This window comes from uncultured Fretibacterium sp. (assembly GCF_963544685.1).
Lineage (GTDB): Bacteria > Synergistota > Synergistia > Synergistales > Aminobacteriaceae > CAJPSE01.
The window spans coordinates 1-2,637 of record NZ_CAUUGJ010000191.1 but is presented as its reverse complement, the minus strand read 5'-3'; the positions used below and the strand labels follow the sequence as shown (position 1 = coordinate 2,637).

Below are 2,637 nucleotides of genomic sequence, written 5' to 3'. Positions count from 1 at the left end.
TCGAACGTCCCCGGCGTGGCCATGCCGGCCTTTCGGCTGTGCGCCGCGTAGGAGCGTGGGTTGGCCTGGTTCACGAAGGTCACCATGATGGGATAACGGTCCTCCATCGTCCGGAGCGAGGCGGCGAAGACCCTCTCGAAGACCCCTCGGCCTCTGTAGTCCCGGTCGACGCACACCGGACCGTATTGGTAGGAGTTTTCCTCCGTCAGCGTCGCCCCGCCGAACCGATAGTTTCCGAGGATGCGGATCATGTTCCGGAAGAACGGCCACTGGGACCAGAAGCCCCAGGGGGCCGCGAGGGCGAAGGCCGCGACTCCGGCCCCGTCCCGCGCGACCGTCACCCCGTTCTTCTCCGCGATCAGCGCCGTCATCTGTTCCGGGGTCATGTTCGTCGTCACGAAGCCGTCCCGCCTCTCCGCCTCGCCGAGGTTGTCCGCGTGGTTGGCCCGGAGCAGCGCCATCACCCCCTCGCGATCCTGCAGCGTCGCCTGTCCGATCTCCAGCATGGTGACCCTCTCCTTCGTCATCTCATCGCGCGTCATCTCATCGCGCCTCCTTCAGGATCGTCCTCCCGCCCGACTTGTCCCATACTAACAAAAAGAGGGGGCTCGGAAAAGCGTACCGGGACGCCGCCGGGGATCATAAATTGATCGTTCGAGGCATGGGGCGCGTCGTTCCGTTCGGGCACGGAAAGGCCGGAGCCCAGCGGGGTGGGTTTTCAACTCGCAGCTTGCCTTTTATCGGCATTTTTATACAATAGAATGGGAGAACATCGGAATGGAGAAAACACCCATCTAGGCCCGAAAGGATTGGAGCGTTTATGTGTCGAAACCGCGTCCTGAAGTTTTTTCTTGTTCCCATCCTCATTATCCTGGGCAGCGTCCTTTCCGAAAGAGCCGACGCCGACTTCGACAACGCCGTTTTTCCGCTTTTGCAGGGGATCGAGAAAATGTCCGTCCACTCGCCAAGCCTCAAGGACCCCGGAAAGGATATCCCCTTCGAATCGGTATCCGACGATATCATCACGCAGAACTCCTTCAACGGCTCGAGCTGGTTTCGTATCTCCATGAAGGACCTGGTGCGGGATATCGAGGGCCTGTCCCTGCGCCCCGACGAGGGCGGGGTCCTGATGATCACCTCGCCCCATATCACGCACGTGGACTGCTTCGTCCCCAAGACGCTCTCCACCTACGAACATTATTCCTACGACAAAGATTCGAGAAATGTCCTCCAATTTCTCTACACCCGCTATCCGGTTCTCTGGCTGTCGTCCCTGAATGGGGCCGCCAGGGACGGCTACGTCTACCTGAACGTGCGCTCCGACTACCCCGTCGCCGCCAGGCTGTGCCTGCTGGCGCCGCTGTCCTTCATCCGCTTCTTCTTCAAATCCCTGATCACCCAGCTCGTCTTCGTAGGAATCATGATCGCGTTCGTCGTGACGTACTTCCTCTTCTACATGATGACCGGAGAGAAGGAGTACCGCACCTTCATGATCCTCCAGTTGAGCACCACCCTGCTCGCCGCCTCCTTCAACGGACATTTTCACGCCTACATGAATCTGCCGGCCCCGCTCTCCGTATTCATCACCTGGTCGGTGTTCGGATTGGCCAACATCGTGGGCGCCCGTTTTTTCCTCTCCGAACTTCAGGGGGCCCCCCGAATCCGGAAGGCCTACAGGCCGGCCCTCCGCAACCAGTGCGCCCTGGCGCTCGGGGTACTGGCCGCGGCCATGAACGGCCGTTTTCTCTGGGTCTATATCGGCGCCACGTGCGCCTTTCTCCTGAGCCTCGCCGGCTCCGTGCTCCTGTTCGTCCAGATGGTCAGGACGAGGCCCCCCCTGCGCAGCCTGCTTCTCTATGCGGTGTCCCACATCACTTTTTTCCTCGGCATAGGGATAATGTTCCTGGGCACGTACTATACCCCCTATTACCTCGACAAGCTCTCCTATCCGGACATTCCCTACATGACGCTGCTGATCGCCGCCCCCTTTTTCTCGATCCTGCGGAAGCTCTCCGAAAGCCGGGCCCGATTCGACAACTACAACCGCCTGCAGGCACAGAGCGCCCACTATCGTGAGCTCAGCCAACGGGACGGACTGACGGGGCTGTACAACCGCTCCTACCTGGAGCAGATCCTCAACGACAGCGTCAGGCATGCCGAAAGGACGGGGAAAAGCCTTTCCTTCATCATGCTCGACATCGACCATTTCAAAGAATTCAACGACACGTGGGGGCACCAGGAGGGGGACCGGGCACTTGCGTTCGTGGCCCGGGTCATCCGGGACTCCCTGAGGGAACAGGACGTCGCCGCACGCTACGGGGGGGAGGAGTTCAGCATCGTTCTGGCCGGGGCGGACCTGTTCATCGCAGACATCGTCGCGGAACGGATCCGCAGGAGCTGCGAGGCCCGCTCCTTCTCTCTCGGCGGGGACAGAACCCTGACGGTCTCGCTGGGAGTTTCCCTGTTCCGCCCCGGGGAGACGCCGGATTGCCTGATCCGACGCGCCGACGAGGCCCTCTATCAGGCGAAAAACAATGGGCGAAACCGCGCGGAAGCGGAAGCGCCCCGCCCCTTCCATGCCCCTGTCTCTTATACACATCTCCGAGCCCACCTGTCTCTTATACACATCTCCGAGCC

Annotated in this window: 2 protein-coding genes; one reads left to right on the top strand and one right to left on the bottom strand. The window is 60.9% G+C overall.

Going from position 1 to position 2,637, the window contains the following annotated elements; genetic code table 11:
- The coding region (locus ABLA28_RS11320; protein WP_347713752.1) for a hypothetical protein at positions 1-542 on the bottom strand (542 nt) is incomplete at its 3' end.
- Between the two features lie 278 nt (positions 543-820).
- On the opposite strand from ABLA28_RS11320, the gene ABLA28_RS11315 reads away from it, so the two are divergent.
- Positions 821-2,637, top strand: a 1,817-nt coding sequence (locus ABLA28_RS11315) for a diguanylate cyclase (RefSeq protein WP_347713751.1), incomplete at its 3' end; no start/stop codon positions are given.